Origin of the sequence: Mesorhizobium sp. M2A.F.Ca.ET.042.01.1.1 (assembly GCF_003997405.1) — a bacterium.
GTDB lineage: Bacteria > Pseudomonadota > Alphaproteobacteria > Rhizobiales > Rhizobiaceae > Mesorhizobium.
In genome coordinates, this window is the sequence record NZ_RZRX01000079.1 from 1 (window position 1) to 24,508 (window position 24,508).

Below are 24,508 nucleotides of genomic sequence, written 5' to 3' on the forward strand. Positions count from 1 at the left end.
ACCTGTTCCAGGTCGCGCTCAGCCGCGCGCCGCTGCTGCCCGTCAATGTCGAGGTCTATGACGGCAAGCCCGAGGCCGGCAATCTTTTGTTCCGGTCGGAAGCGCCGCCGGCGGAGCGCATCGGGGCGAAGCTTCTGGCGCGCCGCGATGTCGTTGTTGCCGGTCGGCCCTGGACGTTGCTGTTCAGGCCGACAAGCGCCTTCGAGCCGCCGTCCTCGCGCGCCATTCCGGTGATGCTTGGGCTGTTCGGCCTGCTGCTTGCGGGGGCCATCGCCCTGGTGGCGCGCTATCAGGAGCGTGCCTATGACGCCAAATCGGCGCTGCACGAGGCGACGGAAAAGAGCCTGCTGGAGAAGGACCTGATCCTGCAGGAGATGAAGCACCGCATCAAGAATTCGATCACCCGTGTGCTGGCGATCGCGCGGCAGACGGCCTCGCAAGCCACCGACGTCAAGGAGTTCTCGGCATCGTTCTCGGCGCGCCTCCAGGCCATGGCTGCGTCGCAGGATATGCTCACCCGCTCGCGGTGGCAGAAGGCCGATCTCGGCGACCTGCTGCGTATCGAGCTCGGGCAGGTATTCGGCAAAGACCTCCCTGAAGGTGTGCTGTCCGGGCCGCAAGTGCTGCTCGACGAGACGACGACTCAGGCGCTGGGGCTGACCTTCCACGAACTCGCCACCAACGCGCTGAAATATGGCGAGGCCGGCAATTCGGTGGGCGCCCTCAAGGTCGACTGGAACGTGAAGGGGCGCGGCCGCGAGCGGACGCTTACCCTGAATTGGCGCGAAGCGGGTCAGAAGAAACTGGAGGCGCCGGCAAAGACCGGCTTCGGCACCAAGCTGATAGACCTCAATGTCACACGCGAATTGCGCGGCACGATCGCGCGCGACTATCGGGACGACGGATTGAAGGTGGAAATCAGGATACCGCTGGCGGAGTGAGCGGCCAAAATGGAAATCAGCAGGTGGAAACCGGAGGCCGGCCAGCGGCCTCCGGTCCCTTTCCGATATCAGTTGCAGCGAGCCGTGTAGATCCGGCCGCGATGATCGCGGTACTGGCAATAGCCGTTGCGCAGGTTACGAACCAGGAGGCCCGACCCGGCACCGACCGCCGCGCCGATCAGCGCACCCTTGCCGCCGCCGACCAGGCCACCCACGCCGGCGCCTATCAGGCCACCGCCCACGACATCCTGCTCGGTCGTGGTGCAGCCGCTGACAGCGACAACGGCAACCATGGCAATAATCATCTTCCGCATTGAAATGCTCCTCACTTTTGTCCTCACTTTTCGGCAGTGCCAGCCGCCATTTAGCATGAAAAAACGGGCTTTGCCTGCCCGATCTTACTGTTGTTTAAGATAGTCTTTTTCGGGGCGCACGCTGTTCGACGCGACAAGCATGCCGGAAACCTCCAAAGACGCGACCAATGTGCCGTCGGGCCGCACGTTCCAGGCGATCCGATCGTAATCATCTTCCAGGGCCGGATCGACGGTAAGGCACTTGCCGACGATGTGCGGGGCCTGGCCCTGCAGGTCGCCAAGGGCGAAGGGCCGTTCGGCTGTACAGGCCTGCTCGGTCTCGAAGACGCTGACCGGCACCTGGAGCTCGCGGCAATCGGTCATTGTGCTCGAGCAACCGACGACGAAGAGCAGTGCGGCAATGTGTTCCATGGCTCCAAACCTCTCGCCGCAAACAACGATTCTCGGCGAGCGAAAGTTCCGGGGCCGGGTTCAAAGCGTAGTGTCGAATGGAATCAGGCGAAGCGTTTAAGTCCTGTTCCTGATGCATGCCGTTTACCCAAAGCCGCCACGCAACCTTGATCGACATGCTCGCGGTCCAAGCCGCATGCAGGAATCAGAACAATTGCCAGGCGGCAGTCAGGGCCACGGCGGCGAGAAGCGCGACCGCGCCAATGCGGAGCGAAAGACGGGATGATCGCGGCGCCGGCTGCGGCTCGGCATCCTGGAAGCCGCTCATCGAGACACGGGCGGCCTGCTCCAGCTTGTTCGTATCGGCAACCATCATTTCGTTCTCCCAGGTCGCGCACGGGGAGGCACGGGCGGGTTTCCGGCGCATCGACAGCCGCAATGCAGGATCGGACTTTATGGTGAACAGGGGGTTAAAGGGCTTCGCCGCGAAGCCTGGCGCCATAGGGCGCAATCAATCCGTCTCGAAATTGCCATGCGGGACGGTGAGGCGGTATTCCATACGGTCCTTGCCGATCTCGAGCGTCGCGGAGCCGTTCAGCGACATCGGCACGACGCGCTCCAGCGCCACGCTGCCGAAGCGCTTTTCATTGCGCGGCGCGTCGCCGACCGCCTCCGTCCAGGTCAGCAAAAGGCTGGGCGAGCTTCCGCTTTCGGGTTCAAGCCTTGCGCTCACTTCGACATGGCCGTCCGCTTGCGACAGCGCGCCGTAGCTCACCGAGTTCACAGCCAATTCGTGCATCGCCAAGCCGATATGCAGGGCGGCATTGGGATTGAGATAAGGATTGTCGCCCGCGAACCGCAGGCTCCGCGCCAGATCGGCGCTGTAGCGGCCGACCTGGCCGGATACGAGTTCCTGCAGCGCCGCTCCCCGCCAGTTGGAGGATGTGACCAGATCCTGCGAGGACGCGAGCGATTGCAGCCGGCCGCGAAACCGCGCCAGGAACTCACCGAGCGTTTCCGTGTAGCGTCCTGTCTGTGTGGCGATGCTCTGGATGATGGCCAGGAGGTTTTTCGATCGGTGACTGACTTCTCGCAGCAATGCCTTCAGCGTCTGCTCGCGACGTTTCTGCTCCGTCGTTTCCACCATGGTGGTGACGACGCCGAGGACTTCGCCGGCGTCGCCGCGGTCGGCATCGATCCAAAGCTGGAACCAACGGACGCCCTGGCTTCCTGGAATGCTGAGCTCGAGTTGGTCCGCGTTGCCGGATTCGATCACCTTGAGCTTGACGGCGCTTATGCGTTCGGCCTGCGCCGGGGAAAGCAGGTCCTTGCCGTCAGCGGTTTCAGCCGCCCAGGGCGCGCTCATGTTGCGGGCCCAGACCGTTTTCATCTGCCGATCCTGATAGAGAACCGAGATTCCGGCATTGTGCAGGGCATGAAGCAAGGCTCGCCCAACCTGCATTCCGCTTTCGGCGGGATGCATCGCGATCACCTCGCCGTCACGCCTTTCAGTCCTGTCCTTGGTGGGATCCTCGGGAGGCATCGGAACATCCCCGCACTCGGTCCTTGAACGGTTCAATCCGCAACTGGTTCCGACGCCGCAGGCTATCCAAAACGGTCCGCCGGACGGCGCTCTTTCGAGACGCCGCCCGGCGGTGGCTGGAAACCGTTTGAGGGGTGCGGCTTCCAGTGTCGCGTCAGGCTCTCCTGAAGAGGCCCGCGATGAGCGAAATCACCAGGAAGGCGAGGAAGATGAAGAACAGGATTTGCGCGATGCCCGCCGACGTGCCGGCGATGCCGCCGAACCCAAGCGCGCCGGCGATGATCGCAACTACGAGAAATACGAGCGCCCAGTACAGCATGATGCGTCTCCTTGTTATGTCGGGAAAAGAACGTGGGTCGGTGCCGTTTGTTCCACCATTTGCTGAAAAAGACGATCCCCTTTGAAGACCCTTTTCAGATCGCAAACTGATGAGCCTCATGCGAGGCGCGAAGGCCTCGCATGACGCTCAAAACGGTCCAGAACTCGGAGGGGATTAGGCGGCGGCCTTGGCCTGCCGGTCGAAGAACAGGGCCTGGCTGATCAGAGCCTTGACCATGTCCGGATTGAAAGGCTTGGTGACCAGGAAGGCCGGCTCGGGGCGTTCGCCGGTCAGCAGGCGTTCCGGGAAGGCGGTGATGAAGATCACCGGTACCGGTGTCGACGACAAGATCTCGTTGACGGCCTCGATGCCAGAGCTGCCGTCGGCGAGCTGTATGTCGGCCAGCACCATTTTCGGCCGCGTCTTGCCGAACATGGCCACTGCCTCGGCATGTGTTCGTGCCGTACCGACGACGCGGTGGCCGAGGCTTTCGACCATCTCCTCGATGTCCATGGCAATCAGCGGCTCGTCCTCGATGATCAGCACATCGGTCGCGACCTGTCGCGAAATCTCGCTGCTTGCCTGCGCAAGCAACTCCGAGAACTCGTCCTCGTCGACGTCGAGAATCTCCGCGGCCTCGTCCTCGCTGAAACCCTCCACGGCGACAAGAAGGAAAGCCTGCCTCGGCAAGGGCGCGATTGCGTTCAGATTGGCGGCCGCCCGCTGCTCCCAGGCTGTCTGGGCCTGCTCCTGCGGCACGCGGATGGCAACTGAGGTGAAGAGCCTGGCAAAGACCTTATATATCGCAATACGGTCGCTGGAGGCTTCGGGGAAGATATTGGTGTCGGCGATGATGGCTTCCAGCATCGCGGCGACCAGCGCGTCACCGCTTTCCTGCGATCCGGACACCGCGCGCGAGAAGCGGCGCAGGAACGGAAGATGCGGAGCGATGGTTGCGGACAAACTCATTATTTACGTCTCCCTCAGATGACGTTGCACGTTCAAGGCCATGCTGTTGCCAGCCCCTGGAAAACCAACGCCGGCTTCCGGAAAAAGTTCCGCCGGCCATGGAACTAAATTAGCAGGCCGGCGTTTCGGGGTCTCGGGTTGGGCAACCAGACGAGGGTTCCGCTTGCGTTGTGGTTTGAAGTCGAAGAGCGGTTCCGGTGCTGGAAACTAGGGCTAACATGAAAGAAATGTCAAAAAAACAGATGGCTGATGCCAAGAGCAGGCATCGGAACGGGGATGGCAATCCGCTTGGAGCAAACTCCGAAATTGCCCGCAAGCTCAAGCAATATTACGACGAGCTGGTCTCGGATCATGTGCCGGACCGTTTCGCTCAGTTGCTCAGCCAGCTGGAACAGACCGAACCTGCCCAGAAAAAGGACTGAGGCATGGCGGCGGTATCCCAGAGCTTCAAGACCGAGCTGCTCGGTGCGATCCCGAGCTTGCGTGCTTTTGCCGTGTCGCTGACGCAGAACGCCGACCGGGCCGACGACCTCGTCCAGGAAACGCTGGTCAAGGCGTGGGACAAGCATGAGAGTTTCCAGCCGGGCACCAATCTCAAGGCCTGGCTGTTCACCATCCTGCGCAACGAATTCTATTCGCAGATGCGCAAGCGCGGCCGCGAAGTGCAGGACAGCGACGGCATCATGACCGCCAGGCTTGCCGTCCATCCGGCCCAGCACGGTCAGCTCGACCTCAAGGATTTCCGCGGCGCGCTCGAGCAACTGCCCGAGGACCAGCGCGAAGCCATCATCCTGATCGGCGCTTCCGGCTTTTCCTACGAGGAAGCCGCCGAAATCTGCGGCTGCGCGGTCGGCACGATCAAGAGCCGGGTCAGCCGGGCGCGCACCAGGCTGCAGGAGATCCTCAAGATTTCCGGCGAGGACGAGTTCGGACCCGACGCGATCTCGGCGCAAGTGACGGGCTCGAACGCGGCCTGATTTTCGGGGCGCGGAGCGCCGCCTGGCTTCCCTAAGTGGATACCGGCCATTTCGGCGGGCGTGATCGGCTGGCCGAGCTCGGTGTTCACGAGGACTTGCTTGTCAGGTCGGGCCGCAGTTCTATTCTATTCGGCGGCATGGAAACAGTATCTGCAGCATCGGTCTTCCGCCTCCAACTGCCCTTGGACGGGCTGCGGCCGCTCGGTCCGCGAGCCAGGGCGGCCGCCCTTGCCGTGGGGGCCGTGCTTTTCTGGGCGACATGGCCGACACTGGCCACGCTGGCGAGCCCCGCGCCTCCGTTCCTGGTCTTTGGGCTGGCTGCGGCCGTAGGCTTTGTCGCCGCGCTTTTCACGGCGTCCATGCGTGGGCGCACCGCCTCCTTCGTCGCCACGCCGTTCCGCACGGTCCTTCTGGTCAGCGTCGGCCTGCTCGTCAACAATGTCCTTTATCTCTTCGCCATGCCCAAGATCGGGCCGGCGGAGGCGAATGTCGTCGCTTATCTGTGGCCGGTGATGCTGGTGCTCATCATGGCCTGGAAGCGGCGTGAACGGCTCGGCCCGTCGCGCCTGGGGAGCATTGTCCTCGGCTTCGTCGGCGCGGTGGTTGCGATCGGCCCCAGCTTCGCGCTCGGCTTCGACCTTTTTGGCGTGTTCCTGGCATTCTTGAGCGGCCTTACCTTCGCCATCTATGCCGCGGTCCGCTCGGATGGTCGGGAGGCCGAGGACGTCATCGGGCCGTCAATGGGACTTCTGGCGGTGCTTGCGCTGGCCTTGCACTACGGTTTCGAGGCGCCGATCAGCCTTTCCCCATCCCAGCTGCTGGCGATCGCAGCCATAGGGATCGTTCCGTTGACGCTTTCCAACGCGCTTTGGGATCGGGCGACCAGGACAGGCCATACCGCGCTGATCTCGGCAATCGCCTATGCGACGCCGTTGGCCGCGTTGTCCCTGCTCGCGCTGCTCGGCGTCGGCGATGTTTCTTATGGGGTAGCCGCCGGCGCCGTGCTGATCGTCATCGGGGCGCTTGGCGCATCCGGTATCTGCGGAAGGATCCCCGGTTCGCGCAAGCCGTAGCGAAGGTGAACGGGCAGCCTGTAGGGCGGATCGGCGAACCCTGCGTCAGGCCGAGGGGACCCGGCCGCAGGCCATGGCCACGGCTTCGATCAGATCCTCGCCCGAGTAAGGCTTGGTCACCAGGCGGATGTCGGGGAACGAACCCCGGATTTCCTCCGGATCCGAATAGCCGGAGGCGAATACGAATGGCACGCCCTCGTTGCGCAGCCGGGCGGCGAAATCCAGGGTCGAGACGCCGCCGAGCATAAGGTCGACAACCGCCGCGTCGAATCGCGCGGACAGCGCTTGCCCGTCGATCTCGACGATCTCCCGGGCGATCGTCACCTCCGCCGCGCCATGGTCGCGGCAAAGCTGCTCGACATCCATCGCGATCAGGAACTCGTCTTCCAGGACGAGGATACGCAGTCCGTCAAGCAGTGCTGGCACTTATCGGTTTCTCCTGGCAGGACCGCACTGATGCGCGGAATTTGTTGGCATGTCATTTAAAAAAGACATGGCTAAAAGCACAGGCGTGGAAGCCTGCGGAACCCCTGCCGGTCTCAGGCGTTTTTCTGCGCCCGCAAGGGCAGGGATTTCGAAGAGGGGTCGAAATGTCCACCCAAAGCGCACGTCCGATCGCCAGCCGTCAATATCGTTGCGAAAAGTGCCCATTGCGGCCTCTGCCTGCATTCCGCGAGTTCGACAAGCAGGAACTGTCATTCATCAGCACCTTCAAGCGCGGTGAGCTTGCCGTCGACAAGGGGGCGACGGTCCTGGTCGAAGGCAGCCACAGCGCCCATCTCTACACGGTGCTGTCGGGCTGGGCGTTCCGCTACAAGCTGTTGCCCGACGGGCGGCGGCAGATCCTCAATTTTTCCATGCCCGGCGACCTCATCGGCCTGCAGGGCAGCCTGATGGGCGAGATGCAGCATTCCGTCGAAGCCCTGTCGCCGATGCTGCTTTGCGTCTTCGAACGCGAGCAGTTGCAGGAACTCTACCGCAACCACCCCGGCCTTGCCTACGACATAACCTGGATCGCTTCGCGCGAGGAGCGAATGCTGGACGAGAACCTGCTCAGCATCGGCCGTCGCACCGCGCTCGAGCGCGCCGCCTATCTTATCGCCTTCATCGCCAGTCGGGCTCGCGGCGCCGGCCTCAACGGCAAGACGCCGGTGCAGATCCCGATCACGCAACAGCACGTCGCCGACACGCTTGGCCTCTCGCTTGTTCACACCAACAAGACGATCCGCAAGCTGATGGACCGCAAATTGGTCCTGTGGCGGGATGGTGGCTGCGAAGTGATCGACTATGATGGGCTTAAGAAGCTGGCCCGCTGGGAAGGGCTAGGGGAGGACCGCAGGCCGCTGATCTAGGGCGTGTTCAGATTCAGGTGAGGCCGGCCTGACCTGAATCTGGACACGCCCTAGGGTGCTGTGAGAGGCCAGGCCCGGAACCATGGTGCAGAACGGGCGTTGAAACCAACGCAAACGCAAGGAGTTAGAGAATGGCAACCGCCGCAGGCAAATCCGCAACGGACCAAGCAACCACCGCCGATCTCGAAGCCGATATCGAGCAGTTGAAGGCGGATATTCAGAAACTCACCGAGCAACTCGCCAGGACAGGCCAGCACGGCTACGGCGCCGCGCGACGCGCGGCCGCGGACGGCGTCGAACAGCTGCGCGCGCAAGGTGAAGCCGCGTTCGAGAGCATGCGGGGAAGTGCCGAGGACATTGAGGCACAACTGATCGCCAAGGTCCGTGAGAAGCCGGTGACGTCGCTGGCGATCGCCGCGGGCGTCGGTTTCCTCTTCGCCCTTCTTTCCCGCCGCTAGCCTCAGATGGGGACGCTTGTCTCGCTGATCTCGGCCCTTGCCTCGGGCGAGGCCATGGCTGCTTTGCAAAGGGCGCGGATAACGGCCATCCTTTATGGGCTTGCGGCCATCTTCGCCCTCTGCGGCGTCGGCTTCCTCATCGGCGCCGCCTATATCTGGCTGGCGGCGCGCTACGGGCCGCTGGCGACCAGCCTGGGCTTCGGCATCGGGTTCCTGGTGCTTGCCGGGCTGATCATCGTCATCCACAAGCTGACCGCCAGCGCGCGCGCCAAACGCCGCGCGCGACGGCGACAGGCCGACATGACGGCGGTGGGTGTTACCGCCGCGCTTGCCCTGCTTCCGGCGCTTGCCAGGAGCAAGGGCGGGCTGGCAGCCATTGCGGCGCCCGCCCTGGCTGTCGTCGCCTACGCCATCTATCGGGAGAACACCAGGCCGTCGCCGCCAGAGCGAGGCCCAGACGACCTGCATTAGGCTGTCGAGGTCTCCAGCGTGGCGGCCTGCTTGGGCATGACTATCGCGGCTGGCTTGCTGGCGAGGTTCGAACGCCTGCCGCAGGGCTTCATTCGTCCAATGATCTCCCGCTCGGAACCTTCACGGCAAGGGCTCGTTACCCGATCGTGCCGTGCCCGAAACGCTTGGCCAGACACGCAACATGGAGGCCAATCATGACCAAGATCGTTCCTGAAGACAAAGCCCGCCAGGGACGCTGGGGTTGGCACGCGTTAAGGATTCTCGTAGCCGGCCTGTTGCTGGCCTTCATTGCGTGGGGTGCGGTGGAGATTTACGGGGAATTGATAAAATCGCCGGCTTCCGGCGAGCAGCATGTGCCGCAGCCGCCTGGCACCGAGCAGGGCGCCGCTCCGGGCCAATCGACCGCAAAACCCTGAAGCAGCGCCGTCTTCAAGCTGCCTTTGCGCTGACGCCGCTCGACGGTACAAGCACGTTCAACGCGCCGGGGTGGATCTCGATCGTGGTTTCGCGCTCGAGCCTGATCAATTCGCCGTCCAGGACGGCGCTGAATTTCCTGGCGGGCGAAAGGACTTTGAGGACAACCTTACCGGCCTGATGAACTTCGACATGGGCGCTTCGGCGCAGCCGGCCGCGCAGCATGTCCAGCAGCAGCTTTGCCAGATGGTGACGCCGGCGCGCGACGCTGACATAGACGCCGAGCACGCCGCCGGCCGGATTGTCGGCATAGGGCAGGTGGCCCTCGCCGAACAGATTGTTGGAGATGCCGATGCCGGTCGTGCGCGTCACGATCTCCGCCTTGCCGATGCTCAGGCTCACTTTCAGCGCCGGTGGATTCTTGATCGCCGCCCAGGCGGCGCGCACGGAGGCCTGCATCTTTCCAAGGCGCGAGCCGAAATCCATTTTCTCGCGCAGCTGGACCATCTTGGCATGCATGCCGATCGAGAACTGATGCACGAAAGGCTGGCCATTGGCGCTCGCCATGTCGACGGCGATCACCTCGCCATCGGCAAAGGACCGCAGCGCTGCCTCCAGTGTCTGCGGGATGCCCAGGCCGCGCGCGAAGAGGTTCATCGTCCCCGCAGGTAAAATGGCCAGCGCCTTCTTCTTGTTCATGAGAAGGGAGGCCGCGGTCGAGATCGTGCCGTCGCCGCCACCGGCAAGGATCACGTCGATGTTGCGCCTGGCGATGGCCTTCTCCAGCGCGGCAGCGACATCCCGGCCGGCAACGACGTCGATCTCGACCGAATGTCCCGCAGCTTCAAGCGTCTGACGCAACTGGCCGGAAAAAGCTTCCATGTCGATGGTGCGGAGCGTGCCGCCGTCCCGATTAAGCACCGCAGCAAACCGCATACCCGCTCCGTATTCCCTTCAGGCCGCCTTGAGCCGCCAGACCCTCAGCCGCAGGCTGGAACGAGGATGCGGCCGCAAAGGTTCCAGCGCAGGTTTGGCAACCCAGACGCTCGTGAACGTGTCGTGGTTGGAACAACACCCCGCTCACAACGTTGTGAACCTGTCGACACTGCCGCTCCCGACCGCCGTTCAGAGGCTGGCCGCGTGAGCAGCATGCACAAATCAGGCACGAGGAGAGACCATCATGATCCGCACTCTTTTTGCGACCACCGCGATCGCTACACTGCTCGCAACCGGCGCCGTTGCGCAGACGACGCCCGCTCCGGCCCCACAAGCCCCGGCAGCCGGAACCACGGCTCCGGTGCCGCGCGCCGACGGCGCGCTGATGTCCAACATCATCGGCGAGTCCGTCTACAATGGCACCGGCGACGACGCCCAGAACATCGGCAAGGTCGATGACGTCGTCTTCGATTCCAGCGGCAAGGCCAAGTCCGCCATCATCGGGGTCGGCGGTTTTCTCGGCGTCGGCAAGAAAGACGTCGCATTCGACTACGCGAAGCTGGAATGGGCCGAGAAGAACGGCGACCGCTGGCTGGTCGCCAAGTCGACCAAGGATGAGCTGAACGCCCTGCCGGCATTCGACCGCAAGCCTTATGATCCGGCGCCGGCGCAGTCGACCGATGCCACGCAGCCCGCCAACAACACAACGACGGCACAGGCTCCGGCGGCCGCGCCGGCCGAGCCGGTAAAGAAGGCCGAGGGCAACCTCGCCTCCAACATCATGGGCGAGTCAGTGTACAACGGCACCGCGGACGACGCCCAGAAGATCGGCGACGTGAAGGACATCGTGCTTGCCAAGGACGGCAAGGCCGAATCGCTGGTGATCGGCGTCGGCGGCTTCCTCGGCATCGGCACGAAGAATGTCACCTATGACTTCGCCAAGGCAAAATGGGCCGAGAAGAATGGCGACCGCTGGCTGGTGGCCGAGACCACCAAGGAGGAACTGCAGGCGCAGCCCGACTTCAACCGCAAGGCCTATGATCCGGCGCCGGGCAACACCACGGCCGCGAACAACGCTCCCGCGGCGACCACGCCCGCGGTGGTGTCTTCGGACACGACCTCCGACAAGGGCGCCAAGCCGGCAGAGCCCGCCAAGTCGACGGCCGAGACCAAGCCTGCGACGCCGCCGGCCCAGAGCACGGCCGAGAACAAGCCCGCCGACAACGGCACCGCCGCAACCGATCAGACCAAGACCTCGTCCATCGACAAGTCGACGCTGACGGAAATGCCCATGGGCAATATCAGGGTCGACGATCTGAAGGGTACGACGGTCTATGGCGCCAACGACGAAAAGATCGGGTCCATCGGCGACGTCGTGCTGACGCCCGAAAACAAGCCGGACGCGGTCGTCGTCGATGTCGGCGGCTTCCTCGGCATCGGCGCCAAGGAGGTGGCGGTCGGCATGGACAAGCTCAAATTCATGACCGACAAGAACGGCAAGAAATATCTCTACACCAACTTCACCAAGGAACAGCTGCAGGCGCAGACAGCCTATGACAAGAGCAGTTATGCCGCCAATCGCGACCAGCAGCGGATGATGCTGAAGTAAGCGAATAGGGCAGTAGGGCAGTAGGGAGCGATTCCCATACTGCCCTATCGACTTACTGCCCTACTGCCTTGGCAACGCACCCAGCCACGCCATCCTCCGTCAGTTCCGCCAATGCCAGCGACTGGTCGAGGTGAGCGGCTCGCCAGGCAAGCATCTTCTCCGCGAACTCCAGCCGTACCGGCAGATAGGCCGGGTCGTTCGCCACGTTGTTCAGTTCTCCCGGGTCTTGCGACAGGTCGAAAAGAAGCGCCGGCAGGCCGCCACCGAAATGGACATATTTGAAGCCGGCCGAGCGGATGACGGCGAGATTGCAGTCGCGCGACTCCATGCCGAAATGGCGTTCGGCTTCGCCCGCCGCGATCGTGCGGAAGTCGAACTCCCAATGCGCGGCGTCGCGCCAGTTTCCGGGCCGGCCGCCGTCAAGCCACGGCGTGAGCGAGCAGCCGTCGAGATGGTGCTGCGGCGCGGCGCCAATCAGGTCGAGCAAGGTCGGAAAGACATCGACGGCTTCGGTGAAATGCTCCACGGATGAACCGGCCGCGGCTCTTCGGCGCGGGTCGCGGACGATCAGCGGAATGTGGTAGCTGGCATCGAAGAAGCCGCCTTTGCCCAGCATGAAATGGTCACCCATCATCTCGGCATGGTCGGATGTAAGGACGACGATGGTGTCGTCCCAGGCGCCGGCCGATTTGATCGCCTGCCAGATGCGGCCGAGCTGCGCATCGACCTCCGAAATCATGCCGTAATAGATCGCGCGGATGCGGCGGAAATTCTCCTCGCTCCAGTCCGGCACGCCGCCCTTCATGCCTGGAACGAATTTCGTTCTTTTCTGGAGGGCGAGATCATAGGCGAGATAGGGGTGGCTTGCGGCTTCGGCTTGCCAATTTGCCGCCCGCTTGAAAGCCGGGCCTTCAGCCGGATCGTACATCGTATTGTAAGGCTCCGGCACGATGAAAGGCGGGTGCGGGCTGATGAAGGAGATGTGCGCGAACCATGGCGCGCCCTTGTCCTGCTCGCCAAGCCAGCGGATGAATTCGCCGGCCAGGAAAGCGCTCGGCGTCTGGTCCTTTGAATAGACCGGCGGCGCGTTGGTGACGTCGCATTCCGCCTGCCCTCCGGCCGGACGATGGATGCCAGGGCTGCCGGAGCCGGTGTCTATGCCTTGCGCGCGCAGCCATGACAGCCACTGCTTCTGATGCTCGGGCAAAGCCTGTCGGACGGTGAAGCCAGGCAGCACGCCTTCATAACTGCGCAGGCGCGGATCCCTCACCGCAAGCTGGCGCGGGTCGAGCGAGACATCGGTGTAGCCGAACAGGGTTGGACCGTAGCCCGCCGCGCGCGCCGACAGCGCGATGTTGCCATGGCGCGCGTCGAGCGGCGTGCCGTTGCGGCAGACGCGATTGTTCATCTGGTAGAGGCCTGTATAGAGACAGGCGCGGGCCGGAGAACAAGGCGCTGCCCCGCCATAGTGGCGGCGGAAAAGCACGCCCTCGGCTGCGAGCGCATCCGCATTTGGCGTCTTCATCACCGGATGGCCGGCGGCCGAGAGGCAATCGCCACGCCATTGGTCGCAAGTGATGAGGAGAACATTCGGGCGGCTCGTCGGATTGTCCAAGATCGTCTCCTTGTGGAAGCGCTCAGATGGAACGGAAATCACCTGGGTTGCAAGCCGATGCTGGTGATGGATTGGTGAACATAGTTTGAACGGTCGTTCACGTTTATGATACAGTCCATCCTGTGTTTGCCCGCTTTGCCGCAGAGCCGCCCCTCCTCATATTGGCGTGGACAGCGGCGAGGGCCGCGCAAGAACAAGGGAAGGAGCACAACCATGCTCAATCAGATCCAAGGCCTGCATCACGTCACCTCGATGGCGAGCGACGCACGCCGCAACAATGAGTTCTTCACGAAAAAGCTCGGCCTGCGCCGGGTGAAGAAAACCGTCAATTTCGACGCGCCGGACGTCTATCACCTCTACTATGCCGACGAGGTCGGCACGCCGGGTTCGGTGATGACGTATTTCCCGTTCCCCGATATCGGCAAGGGCCGGCACGGCGTCGGCGAGGTCGGCACGACCGTGTTCTCGGTGCCGGAAGGCACGCTCGCCTATTGGGAAAAGCGCTTCGCCGATGAGGGCGTAGGCAATGTCGCCCGCACTGAAAGTTTTGGCGAGAAGCGGCTTACCTTCACCGGCCCGGACGACGACAGCTTCGCGCTTGTCGAGGACAAGGCCGACAGCAGAGCTCCCTGGGTCAAGGGCGGCGTTCCCGGCGACGAGGCGATCCGCGGCTTTCACTCGGTCTCGCTCCGGCTGAAGGACGGCGGCGCCACCGAGGAGCTCCTGAAGTTCATGGGCTATGAGGAGGTCGACAAGTCCGGCAATATCCGCCGGCTGGCGATCAAGAACGGCAATGGCGCCGATGTCGTCGACATCGAATCGCTGCCGGGCGCCGGCTTCGCCAATCTCGGCGCCGGCTCGGTGCACCATGTCGCCTTCGCGGTCGAGGATCGCGCCAAGCAGCTCGAGGTGCGCAAGGCGCTGATCGACACGGGTTATGGCGTGACGCCGGTCATCGATCGCGACTATTTCTGGGCGATCTATTTCCGCACGCCGGGCGGCGTGCTGTTCGAGGTGGCAACCAACGAACCGGGCTTCGACCGCGACGAAGACACCGCGCACCTTGGCGAGGCGCTGAAGCTGCCGACGCAGCATCAGCATCTTCGGCCTTATCTCGAAGAGCACCTGCAGAAGCTGGAAGGCTGAAGCCATGAGCAAGGACGCTTACCTCCACAAGATGCTGCCCGGTTCGCCGGGCAGCCCGCTGCTCTTTGTCTTCCACGGCACCGGCGCGGACGAGAACCAGCTTCTTGGCTTCGGCCGCGAGCTCGTACCTTCGGCGACGATCGTCTCACCGCGCGGCGACGTGTCGGAGCATGGCGCCGCGCGCTTCTTCCGCCGCACTGGCGAGGGCGTCTACGACATGAACGACCTGGCGCGCGCGACATCGAAAATGGCGGGCTTCGTCAAGGCGCATGTCGAGGCGGCAAAACCATCGGCCGTGTTCGGCCTCGGCTACTCCAACGGCGCCAACATCCTGGCTTCGGTGGTGTTCGCCGAGCCAACGCTGTTCGATGCCTCGGCACTCATGCATCCGCTGATCCCGTTCGAGCCGAAGGTGCAGGGCAGCCTTGCCGGCCGCCATATCCTGCTCACGGCCGGCAGGCGCGACCCGATCTGCCCGCCTAACCTGACGTCGCGGCTCGAGGCCTATTTGCAAGCCGACGGCGCCGATGTCACAGTGGAATGGCACGACGGCGGGCATGAGGTTCGGCCGAATGAAATCGAAGCGGCGCGGCAGCTGTTCGCGCTCGCGCCGGCTCCAAAGAGATAGAGCATGATGTCGTCCGAAAACCGCTTCACACTTTTCGGCATCATGCTCGGAGGAGGCAAGGACAATGGCTGACCAATTGCCCGAGATCGAACTGGAAGACCACGGCTCCAAGGGGCGCTATGTGTTGCGCGGCCCTGGCGGCGCCGAGGCCGAGATGACCTTCACCAAGATCGGCGAGCACCAGCTGATCATCGACCACACAGAGGTGCCGGAGGTCTTTCGCGGCCAGGGCGCCGGGCTTCGGCTCGTCACCCGCGCCGTGGAGGATGCGCGCGCCGTCGGCAAGAAGATCATCCCGCTCTGCCCCTTCGCCAACGCCCAGTTCCGCCGCCACCCGGAATGGGCGGATGTGCTGAAGCGGTAACGCCTTCTCCTTCTCCCCTTGCGGGAGAAGGTGGATCGGCGCGCAGCGCCGAGACGGATGAGGGGTGCTCCAGCGGAGTGAGGCGTCGGCATTCCCTGGAACACCCCTCATCCGTCGCCTTTCGGCGACACCTTCTCCCACAGGGGGAGAAGGGGAAGCCTTCGCATTTGCGCCGGCCGGCCATCTTGCCTAAGTTGACGGTTCGTTCGGACGAAACCTGTCGTCCCGCCCGTCCCCGATTTGAATGGCTCCCCTGATGACCGATACCGATCTGATCCCCGTTTTCGACGGACACAACGACACGCTGCTGCGACTCTACCAGTCGAAGGAAGCCGATGTCGAAAAGCTGTTCATCGAGGGAACGCCGGGTGGCCATATCGACCTGCCGCGCGCCAGAAAGGGCGGCTTTGCGGGCGGCATGTTCGCGATCTTTCCGCCGCCTGTCGAAAAGTCGAAGCGCAGCGCCGTGCCGCCGGCGCCGAGCGACAACGAGCCCTTGCCCCCCGAGCTGCCGCAGGCCGAGGCGATCACCTCAACCATAGGGATGGCTTCGATCCTGTTCAGGCTGGAGCGGGCCGGCGCGCTGACTGTCTGCCGCAGCGCCGGCGATGTGCGGGAGGCCGTGGCGAAAGGCTCGATCGCGGCGATCTTCCATATCGAAGGCGTCGAGGCGATCGATCCCGGGCTCGCCATGCTCGACGTGCTGCACGCCGCCGGGCTGCGCTCGCTGGGCATCGTCTGGAGCCGCCCGAACGCCTTCGGCAACGGCGTGCCGTTCCGCTTCCCATCCTCGCCCGATACCGGGCCGGGCCTCACCGATGCCGGCAAGGCGCTGGTCAAGGCGTGCAACCAGCTCAGGATCATGATCGACCTGTCGCATCTCAACGAGAAGGGTTTTCGCGACGTGGCCGAGCTCAGCGACGCGCCGCTGGTCGCCACCCACTCCAACGTGCATGCGATCTGCGGCCATTCGCGCAACCTGACCGACTGGCAGCTCGGCGCGATCCGCGAATCAGGCGGCATGGTCGGCCTGAACTTCGCGACCGGCTTCCTGCGCGAGGATGGCCGCATGAACGCCGACACCAGCATCGACATCATGGTGCGCCACATCGATTCGCTGCTGCAGGCGCTGGGCGAGGATGGCGTGGGCCTCGGCTCCGATTTCGACGGCGCCATGATTCCGGCTCCGATCGGCGATGTCGCCGGCCTGCCCAAGCTCATCGATGCGCTCGCGGCGCGCGGTTTCGGACGCGCGCTGATCGAGAAGATCGCTTACCGGAACTGGTTGAGCGTGCTGGAGCGAACCATAGGGTGAGACCCTATCGATATTCAGGTGATGCCGGCCTGCAAACAGCGGCTCTCTGCGCTTCCGGTGCTCACGTACTTTAAGTACGCTCCGCTCCGGTTCTCGAGAGCCACTGTTTTCGACTCGGCCTGACCTGAATCTCGACAGGGTCTTGGCGGTGCCATCAGCGGTGGCCCATCCGCTTCAGCCAGTCCTTGCCGACGCCGCGGTCGCGGATGATCGGCAGAGGGTCCTCGTGATCGAGCCGGGCGCAGATGCGGTAGACCTCCAGCGTCTCGGCGTTCATTTCGCCGCGCTTGAAGAAATACATCGCCGCCGCGTAGCGAGTGCGGCCGGACCACATCTCGCCGAGCGGCGTGTTGACCAGCTGCCACTGCTCGGCGGCTTCCGCCTCCAGGTCCTCCGCTTCGCTTGCCATCGTCAGCAGTCCGCCGGCGGGTTGGCGGTGCGGCGGTCGAGCTTGATGAAGGGCCGCGGCACCACCTTCGCCTTCTTCATCAGCTTCTGGTACTGCAGCTCGCGCATGGCGTAGATCTCGACCCAGAGATCGTCGACGATCGTGTCGCCATAGGGCCGCAGCAAGGAGGCTAGCGCGATGTTGCGCTTGGCCATGGGCGACCACATCGCCGCGCTGACCACCCCGACTTCCTGGCTCTTCCTGTAGTAAACGATGGCGTGCTCGGCCGGGATGTTGCCTTCGATCTCCAGCCCAACCAGCACATGGCGCAGCCTCTTCTTCGAGCGCGCTTCGAGTATGGCGCGGCGGCCGTTGAAGTGGCCCTTGTCCGAATCGATCATGAAGCCGAGGCCGATCTCGTCGGGCATGCGCAGGCGGTCGGCGCGAATGGCGTGCTCGGCAGCTGTGAAGTCGGCATTGGCGACGATCAGCCCGGCTTCCAGCCTGGCGCGATTCAGCGCGGTGTAGCCGATGGCGCGGATGCCGCGCAGCTCGCCCGCCGCGATCAGCAGGTCCCAAAGGCTCAGCGCCTTGTCGGTCGGCACGAACAATTCGTAGCCGAGATCGCCGGTGAAGCCGGTGCGTGAGATGGTCACGGTAGCACCGTCATGCGCGAATTCGGCAAGGTCGAAGATTTTCAGCCTCTCGATGCCGGCAAAGCCCGCGTCGCGCAGGATGGCGAAGGAGGTCGGGCCCTGCAGCGCCAGTCCGGCGACGGCCTCGGTCTCGTCCTCGACAGTCACATCGTATCGAAAAGCGCTGTCGAGCAGCCAAGGCAGGTGCCGCTCCTGCGAGCAGAGCCGGAAGCGCGTCGGCGAGAGCCGGAACAGCGTCCCGTCATCGAGCACGAAGCCGTCGTCGTCACACCAGGCGGTGTAGTGGACGCGGCCGGGTTTCAGTTTGGTCACGTCGCGCAGCGTGACGCGGTCGAGATAGGCCTCGGCGTCCGGGCCCTCGATCCGGTATTTGGTCATCGGCGAGATGTCGAACAGCGCCGCCTGGCTGCGGATGGCGAAATATTCCAGCTCCTCGTCCCACAGGGAATGCGGGGCGTGGTAGCCGGCCCAATTGTACCAGTCCTGCTTCAGTGCCAGCGCGTCGATGCGCGGCTGGAACGGAGTGCCGAGGCGCAGCGTGCGGAAGTGGGATTGGGCTGCGAGGCGAGCCGTGGATGGCTCGATGGTGGCATGACGATTCATGAAGGCATTCCTTCGCCGTAGAGCGCTACTTCGACGAATTTCATCCTCATGCCCTCATCGCTATGATGCGGCGCGCGGCGTTGAGGCCGGGTGCGCCGGAGACGCCGCCGCCGGGATGCGAGCCGGCGCCGGCAAGGAACAGGCCTTCGAGCGGCGTGTCATAGCCCGACCAGCCGGAGACCGGCCGCGACATCAGCATCTGGTCGGCCTGCAATTCGCCATGGTGCCAATGGCCGCCGGGCATGCGGTAACGCGCCTCGATGTCGGCGGGCGTCAGAAGTTCGGCGTGGCGCACCGTGGCGCCGATCCCCGGGGCATAGACTTCGAGCTGTGCCATGATTGCTTTCAGGAGTAGCGGCTTGCCGGCCGTCCAGCCCTCTTTCAGCGCATATGGGGCATACTGCACCACGGCCGAAAGCACGCAGGCGCCTGAAGGGGCGAGCGATGGATCGACGAGGCTGGGCAGCGTGATCTCCATCACTGGCTCGGGCGAGAACGCGCCATATTTCGACGGGTTGAAGGCGCGCTCGACATGGTCGGGCGAGGGCGCGATGACCAGGCGGCCCTTGTGGCCGGCGGCGTCGACACCGACGAATTGCGGCGGCCGGTCGAGCGCCAGATGGAGCTTCGCCGCGTCGCCCTTCATGCGGATATTGCGGACCTTGCGCACGAAGCCGGTGTCGACCTCGCGCGGCCCGACCAGATCGAGGATCGTGGTTGCGGGATTGATGGCCGAGACGACGGTCTTTGCGCGCAGCGTCTCGCCGCTCTGCGTGACGACACCGACGGCGCGACCTTTCTCGACGATCACCCTGGCGACCGGCGAAGCCTGACGGATGGAGACGCCGGCCTTCTCCGCCGCGGCGCGAATGGCGGCAACGACGGCGCCCATGCCGCCTTTCGGCTGGACTTGCGCGCCGGCAAGGCCGCCGATCTCGCCGGCAAGCCTGTAATAGAGGCCAAGCAGCGAGGTCGGCGAACGTGGCCCCAGATGCGAGCCGAGCGTGGCGTCGAAGGCGAGCAGGCCCTTCAACCGATCGTCGGAAAGCTGCTCGTCGAGCAGGTCGTAGACATTCATCAGAAGCACGCGCAGGAAATCGCGCATGTCTTCCTTGCCGAGCCGCTTCAACGCCAGCGCCGTCTGGCCGAGACCGGTCATCTCGGCCAGCGACATGTTGCCGAGGTCAGGCGGCCGGCGCGACAGGAAAGGCTTCAGCACGCCGGCATAGCGCAGCAGCTGCGCGCGCAGTTGCTTCCAGGCGGCTTGCTCCGAAGGGCTGGCGCCCGTCAGCACCTCGCCATAGGCGCCGTGCAGCGTGAGCGGGCCGTCCTTCGACAGCGCCACCGACGGCACGAAGTCGCCGCGCTCGACCGTCAGCCCGTGGCGTTCCAGCTCCAGCGTCTTCACCACGTCGGGATGCAGACGGTTGAGCAGATGCGCGACGGCGGAGACGCGGAAGCCGGGCGCGAACTCCTCGGTGCGCGCGGCGCCGCCGACCTCTTTGCCGGCTTCGAGCAGCAGCACCTTGCGGCCGGATTTCGCCAGCGTGCCAGCGGCGACGAGGCCGTTATGGCCGCCGCCGATGACGATGGCGTCCCAATTCAGTTCAGATGACGTCATGGGCCGGGCTCATATGCAGGGTCGGCTTGGCGAGATCGCGCAGGATCTCGGCGGCAGCGTTGCGTCCGGGCGCGCCCATGACGCCGCCGCCCGGATGGGTGGAGGAGCCGCACATATAGAGCCCGCCGACCGGCGAGCGGTATTGCGCGTAACCCGGCATCGGGCGGTTGAAGAGCAGTTGGTCGAAGGTCAGCTCGCCCTGGAAAATATTGCCTTCGGTGAGGCCGACCTCGGCCTCGATCTCGCGCGGCGTGCGCACCTCCATATGGACGATGCGATCGCGGAAGCCGGGCGAATACTGCGCGATCTGGGAAATCACGCTTTCGGCGAAGCCGTCGCGGTCGGCGTCGGTCCAGTCGCGCCCGTCTATCTTGGGCGGCGCGTATTGGACGAAGCAGCTCATGAAGTGCTTTCCCGGCGGCGCCATGGTCGGGTCCAGCGTGGTCGGGATCATCATGTCGAGGAAGGGGTCGGCAGACCAGCGCCCGGCCTTCCAGTCGTCATAGGCGCGCTCCATGCGCTCGATGGAATCGGTGAAGTGCATGTCGGCGCGGTAGACCGGCGAGTCCTTCGGCAGCGCCGGAAACTCGGGCAGCGAATCCAGCGCGATGTTGACCTTGCCGGACGAGCCGCGAATCTTGAAATTCCTGACACGGCGCAGGAAGATCTCGGGCAGTTCCTTCTCCTCGACCAGTTTCAGGAAGGTGCGCTTGACGTCGGCGTTGGAGATGACGAGCTTGCCAAAAATCTCCTCGCCGCCGGCGAGCACCACGCCCTTGGCCTTGCCGTTCCTGATCAGCACATGATCGACCTCGGCGCCGGTGCGGATGGTGCCGCCGGAAGCCTTGAAGGAGGCGGCCAGCGCCCTGGTGACGGCGCCCATGCCGCCGCGCGCATAGCCCCAGGCGCCGACCGAGCCGTCGACCTCGCCCATATAGTGGTGGAGCAGCACGTAAGCCGTGCCCGGCGACATGGGCCCGAGCGCCGTGCCGATGATGCCGGAGAGCGCGAAATTCGCCTTGATGACTTCGGTCTCGAAATACTCGTCGAGGAAGTCCGAGATCGACATCGTCCAGAAGCGCAGGGTCAGCGCCATCTCCTCGGACGAGAGGCCGGCGAACTTCTTGCCGAGATAGAGCAGCTCGCCGAGGTTGCGCGGCCTGAAGCTGGTCGGGTCGGGCGCGGTGCGCATCAAGAGCGGCTGGATGAAGCGGCACTGCCGCGTGACGTCGCGCGAATAGCGATCATAGGCCTCGGCGTCGCGCTTCGAGAAGCGGGCGAACTCGCGGCGATGCCCATCGTGGTCGCGGTAGTTGGCAAGATAGTCGCCATCGCGCGTGAACACGGCGCCGCCTTCATAGGAGATCACCTGCAGGCCGAAACGCGGCAGCTCCAGGTCACGCATGATCTCGGGTCGGAACAGCGAGCAGACATAGGAACAGTTGGAGTAGAGGAAGCCCGGCGTCAGCTCGCGGCTGGTGGCCGCGCCACCGACCCAGTCGTTCTTCTCGACCACCAGCACGTCCAGGCCGGCGCGCTGCAGATAGCAGGCGTTGACCAGTCCGTTATGTCCGCCGCCGATGACGATCGCGTCCCAGGCCTTCATGTGCGCAGAACCTCCATCCGGTAGCCCTATCTTTTTGTTTTTGCGCAACTCCTGACGGAAAACCGCTTCACGCTTTTCCCGAATTGCCCGGTGCCTTTGTTCCCCGATTGCCAGAATTTGGCACGGTTCACGGTTTTTTGTCCAGCCATTTTGAATGAATGTTCAACAAATGATGTTGCGTTTTCCTGTTGATGCGCTAGGCTTTGGCAGCATTCTGGACTGATCCACATCGGCATTTGGGGTTGAAGATCCGATGATCGAAACGGCTGACGCCGAGCCGGAATATGACGACACAGCCATCCGTTTCCTCGAAGCGTTGTGGGGCGAGGGCTACCTGTCGCCGGGCGGTCCCGAAGAGGTCGATCGCGTGGTCGAAGGCGTTTCGCTCCAGGGCAAGACGATCCTCGATATCGGCTGCGGAGCCGGCGGCATCACGCTGCATCTGGTGGCAAAGCATGGAGCGGCTCGAGCCACCGGCTTCGACGTCGAAAAGCCGGTGATCGAGGCGGCAAGGCGAGGGGCGATAAGGCAGGGCCTCGAGGACCGCGTCAGCTTCGTCCAGGCGCCGCCGGGGCCGCTGCCTTTCACCGACGCCTCCTTCGACGTCGTCTTCTCCAAGGACGCGCTTTTGCATGTGCCGGACAAGGACGCGCTGTTCGCTGAAATCTTCCGCGTGCTGAAGCCGGGCGGGGTCTTCGCGGCATCGAACTGGATGATCGGACATGACGGCGAACCGTCGCCGGAGATGAAAGCCTATGTCGAGGCGGAGGGCTTGTCCTTCGCCATGGCCTCGCCGGCGCGCTACGCCGAAGCGATGCGGCGCGCCGGCTTCACCGACATCACCATCCGCGACCGCAATCCATGGTACCGCGAGGTCGCGCGCGAAGAGCTTTCGCGGCTCAAGGGGGCGCTCTACGCGCGGGCCGCGGCAGCGGTCGGCGCGGCCTATGTCGACAAGAACATCAGGACCTGGGAGGCGATGCAGAAGGTGCTTGACAGTGGCGAGCACCGCCCCACTCATCTGCGCGGTTGGAAGCCGGTCGGATAGCCGGCGATGCTGGAGACCGTCACTCATATGAAGACCGCAGAGGCTACCGACAATGAGGCTCAATCGGCACCCAAAGGCGATGCCGAAAAGCGCGGCCGCAAGGCCTCGAAAGAGGTCCGCCGGTCGCAGCTGATCGAGGCGACGATCGATTCGCTCGCCAAGCGCGGTTATGCCGAAACGACGATGGCCGACGTGGCCGACGGCGCGGGCCTGTCGCGGGGCATCGTCAACTTCCATTTCGAGAGCAAGGAAAAGCTGCTGATCGCCACGCTGCAGCACATGTATGACGAGTATTCGGCACACTGGCGCACCGCCCTCCAGAAGGCGGGCGACGATCCGGCGAGACAATTGCAGCAGCTGGTGTGGGCCGATTTCGACCGCTCGATCTGCAACAAGCGCAAGCTCGCCGCCTGGCTCGCCTTCTGGGGCGAGGCCAAGTCGCGGCCGACCTACCAGGCGCTGAGTAGCTCGCGCGACGCCTATTACCAGCAGGTCTTCATCGATCTCTGCGCGACGCTCAAGGAAAGCGGCGGATACAGCTATGACCCCCAGGCCATCGCGCTCGCGCTCAGCGCCATGCTCGAGGGCCTGTGGCTGCGGCTGATGATGGGGACGGAGGACACCACGCGTGAGACGGCATTGCAGGCGGCGAACGCGTTTTTGGCCGCCGCCTTCCCGAAACATTATGGCCAGCGAGAAACTGAGGCTAGCAAAAACCGGGGTTAGCAACAGCCGGCCAAACAAGACCGGCAAACCAAAAGAGGATGGAACAGCATGAAGAAACTCAGCCGACGCCTGACTTTGACCCTGGCGCTTGGGAGCGCGATCGCGGCTTCGGCGGCGGCGTTCGCCGTCGCCGCCGACAAGGACCTGATCGTGTTCGACTGGTCCGGCTACGAGGATCCGAGCTTCCATGGCAAATATGTCGAGAAGAACGGCGACTCGCCGACCTTCGCCTTCTTCGGCGACGAGGACGAGGCGTTCGAAAAGATCCGCTCCGGCTTCAAGTCCGATCTCGGCCATCCCTGCTCGCAAAGCGTGGTGAAGTGGCGCGAAGCCGGGCTCTTGCAGCCGCTCGACACCTCGAAGATCACCGGCTGGAAGGACCTCAATCCCGGCATCATGGCGATGAAGGACCTCGCCACCACGCCCGACGGCAAGGCCTGGTTCATGCCGTGGGACTGGGGCGATACCCAACTCACCTACAATTCCGACAAGATCGCCGAAAAGGACGTGCAGTCGCTGAAGGTCTTCGCCGATCCGAAATACAAGGGCCGTGTCTCGATCGGGGACAATGTCGACGACGCCTATGCGCTGGCCAGCCTCGCCATCGGGTTGAAAGATTGGACCAAGATGACGGACGACCAGTTCAAGCAGGCATCCGATTTCCTGCGCCAGGTGCACAAGAATGTCCGCTCCTACTGGACCGACACCACCGACATCGTGCAGCTGCTTTCGGGTGGCGAAGTCGACCTCGCCTGGGCCTGGAACGACGCCACCGTGCAGTCGGCCGCCGCGGGCGTGCCGATCAAGTCCAGGAAGGACACCGACGAGGGCATCTCGACCTGGGTATGCGGCTACGTGTTGTTCAAGGACGCGCCCGGCAACATCGACAAGGCCTATGATTATCTCAACGCCGTCAACGATCCGGAAGTCGCCAACGTGCTGGTCAAGGACTGGGGCTACGGCCAGGCCAATGCCAAGGGCATGGCGGGCGTCGACCCGGCGGTGCTGAAGGAAAAGGGCTACGAC

29 protein-coding genes are annotated in these 24,508 nt (G+C 64.0%); 16 read left to right on the forward strand and 13 right to left on the reverse strand.

What is annotated here, in order from left to right:
* Positions 1–941: HWE histidine kinase domain-containing protein (locus EOA23_RS14215; protein WP_281058752.1), on the forward strand; the 941-nt coding region annotated here is incomplete at its 5' end.
* A 68-nt stretch (positions 942–1,009) separates the two neighbouring features.
* Here EOA23_RS14215 and EOA23_RS14220 read toward each other — a convergent pair.
* From EOA23_RS14220 to EOA23_RS14245, 6 genes are all read right to left on the reverse strand, one after another.
* Positions 1,010–1,255 carry a YMGG-like glycine zipper-containing protein gene (locus EOA23_RS14220; protein WP_027166589.1) on the reverse strand — a complete coding sequence of 82 codons (246 nt, stop codon included), beginning with the start codon at positions 1,253–1,255 and terminating at the stop codon, positions 1,010–1,012.
* An 84-nt stretch (positions 1,256–1,339) separates the two neighbouring features.
* Entirely contained in the window at positions 1,340–1,666 is a 327-nt protein-coding gene (locus EOA23_RS14225; RefSeq protein ID WP_126064108.1) for a hypothetical protein, read from the reverse strand.
* 184 nt (positions 1,667–1,850) lie between these two features.
* The gene (locus EOA23_RS14230; protein WP_127304593.1) at positions 1,851–2,147 is read right to left on the reverse strand and encodes a hypothetical protein; all 297 of its coding nucleotides are present in this window, start codon (positions 2,145–2,147) and stop codon (positions 1,851–1,853) included.
* Positions 2,148–2,156: 9 nt separating this feature from the next.
* Complete coding sequence (locus EOA23_RS14235) at positions 2,157–3,188, reverse strand: sensor histidine kinase (protein WP_127304594.1); 1,032 nt, start codon at positions 3,186–3,188, stop codon at positions 2,157–2,159.
* A 154-nt stretch (positions 3,189–3,342) separates the two neighbouring features.
* The gene (locus tag EOA23_RS14240; RefSeq protein WP_018429836.1) at positions 3,343–3,507 is read right to left on the reverse strand and encodes a DUF1328 domain-containing protein; all 165 of its coding nucleotides are present in this window, start codon (positions 3,505–3,507) and stop codon (positions 3,343–3,345) included.
* Between the two features lie 174 nt (positions 3,508–3,681).
* Positions 3,682–4,476 (reverse strand): response regulator, encoded by a 795-nt coding sequence (locus tag EOA23_RS14245; RefSeq protein WP_126064110.1) that lies wholly within the window; start codon positions 4,474–4,476, stop codon positions 3,682–3,684.
* Positions 4,477–4,694: 218 nt separating this feature from the next.
* Between EOA23_RS14245 and EOA23_RS14250 the strand changes: the two genes are divergently transcribed.
* From EOA23_RS14250 to EOA23_RS14260, 3 genes are all read left to right on the forward strand, one after another.
* Positions 4,695–4,898: a NepR family anti-sigma factor gene (locus tag EOA23_RS14250; protein ID WP_042641626.1), complete on the forward strand. Its 204-nt coding sequence runs from the start codon at positions 4,695–4,697 to the stop codon at positions 4,896–4,898.
* Positions 4,899–4,901: 3 nt separating this feature from the next.
* Positions 4,902–5,453 (forward strand): RNA polymerase sigma factor, encoded by a 552-nt coding sequence (locus EOA23_RS14255; protein WP_027166584.1) that lies wholly within the window; start codon positions 4,902–4,904, stop codon positions 5,451–5,453.
* A 137-nt stretch (positions 5,454–5,590) separates the two neighbouring features.
* The gene (locus EOA23_RS14260) at positions 5,591–6,526 is read left to right on the forward strand and encodes a DMT family transporter (RefSeq protein WP_127304595.1); all 936 of its coding nucleotides are present in this window, start codon (positions 5,591–5,593) and stop codon (positions 6,524–6,526) included.
* Positions 6,527–6,571: 45 nt separating this feature from the next.
* Here EOA23_RS14260 and EOA23_RS14265 read toward each other — a convergent pair whose 3' ends face one another.
* Positions 6,572–6,952 carry a response regulator gene (locus tag EOA23_RS14265; protein ID WP_126064112.1) on the reverse strand — a complete coding sequence of 127 codons (381 nt, stop codon included), beginning with the start codon at positions 6,950–6,952 and terminating at the stop codon, positions 6,572–6,574.
* 164 nt (positions 6,953–7,116) lie between these two features.
* Between EOA23_RS14265 and EOA23_RS14270 the strand changes: the two genes are divergently transcribed.
* The 4 genes from EOA23_RS14270 (at position 7,117) to EOA23_RS14285 (ending at position 9,223) form a co-directional block, all read left to right on the forward strand.
* On the forward strand, positions 7,117–7,878 hold the full coding sequence (locus EOA23_RS14270) for a Crp/Fnr family transcriptional regulator (RefSeq protein WP_127304596.1): 762 nt from the start codon (positions 7,117–7,119) through the stop codon (positions 7,876–7,878).
* A 131-nt stretch (positions 7,879–8,009) separates the two neighbouring features.
* Positions 8,010–8,336 carry a DUF883 C-terminal domain-containing protein gene (locus EOA23_RS14275; RefSeq protein WP_042643003.1) on the forward strand — a complete coding sequence of 109 codons (327 nt, stop codon included), beginning with the start codon at positions 8,010–8,012 and terminating at the stop codon, positions 8,334–8,336.
* Positions 8,337–8,342: 6 nt separating this feature from the next.
* Positions 8,343–8,807, forward strand: coding sequence for a phage holin family protein (locus EOA23_RS14280; RefSeq protein WP_127304597.1), 465 nt, complete (start codon positions 8,343–8,345; stop codon positions 8,805–8,807).
* A gap of 194 nt (positions 8,808–9,001) precedes the next feature.
* Positions 9,002–9,223 carry a hypothetical protein gene (locus EOA23_RS14285; RefSeq protein WP_126080883.1) on the forward strand — a complete coding sequence of 74 codons (222 nt, stop codon included), beginning with the start codon at positions 9,002–9,004 and terminating at the stop codon, positions 9,221–9,223.
* 13 nt (positions 9,224–9,236) lie between these two features.
* Here EOA23_RS14285 and EOA23_RS14290 read toward each other — a convergent pair whose 3' ends face one another.
* The gene (locus tag EOA23_RS14290; protein ID WP_127304598.1) at positions 9,237–10,157 is read right to left on the reverse strand and encodes a diacylglycerol kinase family protein; all 921 of its coding nucleotides are present in this window, start codon (positions 10,155–10,157) and stop codon (positions 9,237–9,239) included.
* Positions 10,158–10,401: 244 nt separating this feature from the next.
* On the opposite strand from EOA23_RS14290, the gene EOA23_RS14295 reads away from it, so the two are divergent.
* Positions 10,402–11,766, forward strand: a complete 1,365-nt coding sequence (locus EOA23_RS14295) for a PRC-barrel domain-containing protein (protein ID WP_127304599.1) — start codon at positions 10,402–10,404, stop codon at positions 11,764–11,766.
* A gap of 52 nt (positions 11,767–11,818) precedes the next feature.
* On the opposite strand, the gene EOA23_RS14300 is transcribed toward EOA23_RS14295, so the two are convergent.
* Positions 11,819–13,381, reverse strand: a complete 1,563-nt coding sequence (locus tag EOA23_RS14300; RefSeq protein WP_127884689.1) for an alkaline phosphatase family protein — start codon at positions 13,379–13,381, stop codon at positions 11,819–11,821.
* A 213-nt stretch (positions 13,382–13,594) separates the two neighbouring features.
* Here EOA23_RS14300 and EOA23_RS14305 point away from each other — a divergent pair, with 213 nt between their 5' ends.
* The 4 genes from EOA23_RS14305 (at position 13,595) to EOA23_RS14320 (ending at position 16,834) form a co-directional block, all read left to right on the forward strand.
* On the forward strand, positions 13,595–14,527 hold the full coding sequence (locus EOA23_RS14305; RefSeq protein ID WP_127304600.1) for a VOC family protein: 933 nt from the start codon (positions 13,595–13,597) through the stop codon (positions 14,525–14,527).
* 4 nt (positions 14,528–14,531) lie between these two features.
* Positions 14,532–15,155, forward strand: coding sequence for an alpha/beta hydrolase (locus EOA23_RS14310; RefSeq protein WP_127304601.1), 624 nt, complete (start codon positions 14,532–14,534; stop codon positions 15,153–15,155).
* A 64-nt stretch (positions 15,156–15,219) separates the two neighbouring features.
* Positions 15,220–15,519: a GNAT family N-acetyltransferase gene (locus EOA23_RS14315; protein WP_126064121.1), complete on the forward strand. Its 300-nt coding sequence runs from the start codon at positions 15,220–15,222 to the stop codon at positions 15,517–15,519.
* 256 nt (positions 15,520–15,775) lie between these two features.
* Positions 15,776–16,834 carry a dipeptidase gene (locus EOA23_RS14320; RefSeq protein ID WP_127304602.1) on the forward strand — a complete coding sequence of 353 codons (1,059 nt, stop codon included), beginning with the start codon at positions 15,776–15,778 and terminating at the stop codon, positions 16,832–16,834.
* A gap of 154 nt (positions 16,835–16,988) precedes the next feature.
* Here EOA23_RS14320 and EOA23_RS14325 read toward each other — a convergent pair whose 3' ends face one another.
* The 4 genes from EOA23_RS14325 to EOA23_RS14340 are packed head-to-tail and all read right to left on the reverse strand — an operon-like array spanning position 16,989 to position 21,708.
* Positions 16,989–17,243 (reverse strand): hypothetical protein, encoded by a 255-nt coding sequence (locus EOA23_RS14325; RefSeq protein WP_127304603.1) that lies wholly within the window; start codon positions 17,241–17,243, stop codon positions 16,989–16,991.
* Positions 17,244–17,245: 2 nt separating this feature from the next.
* Entirely contained in the window at positions 17,246–18,481 is a 1,236-nt protein-coding gene (locus EOA23_RS14330) for an aminomethyltransferase family protein (protein WP_127304604.1), read from the reverse strand.
* A 46-nt stretch (positions 18,482–18,527) separates the two neighbouring features.
* Positions 18,528–20,102 (reverse strand): NAD(P)/FAD-dependent oxidoreductase, encoded by a 1,575-nt coding sequence (locus EOA23_RS14335; protein WP_127304605.1) that lies wholly within the window; start codon positions 20,100–20,102, stop codon positions 18,528–18,530.
* Positions 20,089–21,708: an NAD(P)/FAD-dependent oxidoreductase gene (locus EOA23_RS14340; protein WP_127304606.1), complete on the reverse strand. Its 1,620-nt coding sequence runs from the start codon at positions 21,706–21,708 to the stop codon at positions 20,089–20,091. The genes EOA23_RS14335 and EOA23_RS14340 overlap by 14 nt, the downstream gene beginning before the upstream one ends.
* 253 nt (positions 21,709–21,961) lie before the next feature.
* Between EOA23_RS14340 and EOA23_RS14345 the strand changes: the two genes are divergently transcribed.
* The 3 genes from EOA23_RS14345 to EOA23_RS14355 all read left to right on the forward strand — a co-directional run.
* Positions 21,962–22,756: a class I SAM-dependent methyltransferase gene (locus EOA23_RS14345; RefSeq protein ID WP_127304607.1), complete on the forward strand. Its 795-nt coding sequence runs from the start codon at positions 21,962–21,964 to the stop codon at positions 22,754–22,756.
* 6 nt (positions 22,757–22,762) lie between these two features.
* Positions 22,763–23,482 carry a transcriptional regulator BetI gene (gene betI, locus EOA23_RS14350; RefSeq protein WP_127304608.1) on the forward strand — a complete coding sequence of 240 codons (720 nt, stop codon included), beginning with the start codon at positions 22,763–22,765 and terminating at the stop codon, positions 23,480–23,482.
* A 48-nt stretch (positions 23,483–23,530) separates the two neighbouring features.
* A partial coding sequence (locus EOA23_RS14355; protein ID WP_127304609.1) for an ABC transporter substrate-binding protein occupies positions 23,531–24,508 on the forward strand: 978 nt, incomplete at its 3' end.

Bases quoted from the DNA above. Each gene is read 5' to 3' on its own strand.
- EOA23_RS14260 (WP_127304595.1), top strand. From the start codon at position 5,591: ATGGAAACAGTATCTGCAGCATCGGTCTTCCGCCTCCAACTGCCCTTG.
- EOA23_RS14335 (WP_127304605.1), bottom strand. From the start codon at position 20,102: ATGACGTCATCTGAACTGAATTGGGACGCCATCGTCATCGGCGGCGGC.
- EOA23_RS14315 (WP_126064121.1), top strand. From the start codon at position 15,220: ATGGCTGACCAATTGCCCGAGATCGAACTGGAAGACCACGGCTCCAAG.
- EOA23_RS14220 (WP_027166589.1), bottom strand. From the start codon at position 1,255: ATGCGGAAGATGATTATTGCCATGGTTGCCGTTGTCGCTGTCAGCGGC.
- EOA23_RS14235 (WP_127304594.1), bottom strand. From the start codon at position 3,188: ATGCCTCCCGAGGATCCCACCAAGGACAGGACTGAAAGGCGTGACGGC.
- EOA23_RS14295 (WP_127304599.1), top strand. From the start codon at position 10,402: ATGATCCGCACTCTTTTTGCGACCACCGCGATCGCTACACTGCTCGCA.
- EOA23_RS14305 (WP_127304600.1), top strand. From the start codon at position 13,595: ATGCTCAATCAGATCCAAGGCCTGCATCACGTCACCTCGATGGCGAGC.
- EOA23_RS14250 (WP_042641626.1), top strand. From the start codon at position 4,695: ATGAAAGAAATGTCAAAAAAACAGATGGCTGATGCCAAGAGCAGGCAT.
- EOA23_RS14245 (WP_126064110.1), bottom strand. From the start codon at position 4,476: ATGAGTTTGTCCGCAACCATCGCTCCGCATCTTCCGTTCCTGCGCCGC.
- EOA23_RS14320 (WP_127304602.1), top strand. From the start codon at position 15,776: ATGACCGATACCGATCTGATCCCCGTTTTCGACGGACACAACGACACG.
- EOA23_RS14230 (WP_127304593.1), bottom strand. From the start codon at position 2,147: ATGGCGCCAGGCTTCGCGGCGAAGCCCTTTAACCCCCTGTTCACCATA.
- EOA23_RS14285 (WP_126080883.1), top strand. From the start codon at position 9,002: ATGACCAAGATCGTTCCTGAAGACAAAGCCCGCCAGGGACGCTGGGGT.
- EOA23_RS14270 (WP_127304596.1), top strand. From the start codon at position 7,117: ATGTCCACCCAAAGCGCACGTCCGATCGCCAGCCGTCAATATCGTTGC.
- EOA23_RS14345 (WP_127304607.1), top strand. From the start codon at position 21,962: ATGATCGAAACGGCTGACGCCGAGCCGGAATATGACGACACAGCCATC.
- EOA23_RS14225 (WP_126064108.1), bottom strand. From the start codon at position 1,666: ATGGAACACATTGCCGCACTGCTCTTCGTCGTCGGTTGCTCGAGCACA.
- EOA23_RS14275 (WP_042643003.1), top strand. From the start codon at position 8,010: ATGGCAACCGCCGCAGGCAAATCCGCAACGGACCAAGCAACCACCGCC.
- EOA23_RS14240 (WP_018429836.1), bottom strand. From the start codon at position 3,507: ATGCTGTACTGGGCGCTCGTATTTCTCGTAGTTGCGATCATCGCCGGC.
- EOA23_RS14255 (WP_027166584.1), top strand. From the start codon at position 4,902: ATGGCGGCGGTATCCCAGAGCTTCAAGACCGAGCTGCTCGGTGCGATC.
- EOA23_RS14325 (WP_127304603.1), bottom strand. From the start codon at position 17,243: ATGGCAAGCGAAGCGGAGGACCTGGAGGCGGAAGCCGCCGAGCAGTGG.
- betI (WP_127304608.1), top strand. From the start codon at position 22,763: ATGCTGGAGACCGTCACTCATATGAAGACCGCAGAGGCTACCGACAAT.
- EOA23_RS14280 (WP_127304597.1), top strand. From the start codon at position 8,343: ATGGGGACGCTTGTCTCGCTGATCTCGGCCCTTGCCTCGGGCGAGGCC.
- EOA23_RS14290 (WP_127304598.1), bottom strand. From the start codon at position 10,157: ATGCGGTTTGCTGCGGTGCTTAATCGGGACGGCGGCACGCTCCGCACC.
- EOA23_RS14330 (WP_127304604.1), bottom strand. From the start codon at position 18,481: ATGAATCGTCATGCCACCATCGAGCCATCCACGGCTCGCCTCGCAGCC.
- EOA23_RS14340 (WP_127304606.1), bottom strand. From the start codon at position 21,708: ATGAAGGCCTGGGACGCGATCGTCATCGGCGGCGGACATAACGGACTG.
- EOA23_RS14310 (WP_127304601.1), top strand. From the start codon at position 14,532: ATGAGCAAGGACGCTTACCTCCACAAGATGCTGCCCGGTTCGCCGGGC.